Annotated in this window: 1 protein-coding gene and 1 pseudogene; both read left to right on the top strand. The window is 52.0% G+C overall.

The window, feature by feature from the left end; all coding sequences use genetic code 11:
* A pseudogene (locus tag BGK49_RS17235) lies at window positions 1-363 on the top strand (IS1-like element IS1X2 family transposase); the annotation flags it as partial.
* Between the two features lie 77 nt (window positions 364-440).
* A partial coding sequence (locus tag BGK49_RS27840) for an IS1 family transposase (protein ID WP_001393286.1) occupies window positions 441-587 on the top strand: 147 nt, incomplete at its 3' end.

Genomic DNA, 587 nt, shown 5'->3' with positions numbered 1-587 from the left:
GGCTACGTCGGTGCTAAATCACGTCAGCGCTGGCTGTTTTACGCGTATGACAGGATACGGAGGACGGTTGTGGCGCACGTCTTCGGTGAACGCACTCTGGCCACACTGGAGCGTCTTCTGAGCCTGCTGTCGGCCTTTGAGGTCGTGGTATGGATGACGGATGGCTGGCCGCTGTATGAATCACGCCTGAAGGGAAAGCTGCACGTTATCAGCAAGCGTTACACTCAGCGCATTGAGCGACATAATCTGAATCTGAGACAACATCTGGCAAGGCTGGGACGGAAGTCACTGTCGTTCTCAAAATCGGTGGAGCTGCATGACAAGGTCATCGGGCATTATCTGAACATAAAACACTATCAGTAAGTTGGAGTCATTACCCACGGTTGGTGATGCTGCCAACTTACTGATTTAGTGTATGATGGTGTTTTTGAGGTGCTCCAGTGGCTTCTGTTTCTATCAGCTGTCCCTCCTGTTCAGCTACTGACGGGGTGGTGCGTAACGGCAAAAGCACTGCCGGACATCAGCGCTATCTCTGCTCTCACTGCCGTAAAACATGGCAACTGCAGTTCACTTACACCGCTTCTCAA

This window comes from Shigella sp. FC1544, assembly GCF_001722145.1.
In the GTDB taxonomy this organism is placed as follows: Bacteria; Pseudomonadota; Gammaproteobacteria; order Enterobacterales; family Enterobacteriaceae; genus Escherichia; species Escherichia coli.
This window is presented reverse-complemented; position numbering and strand designations above follow the sequence as displayed.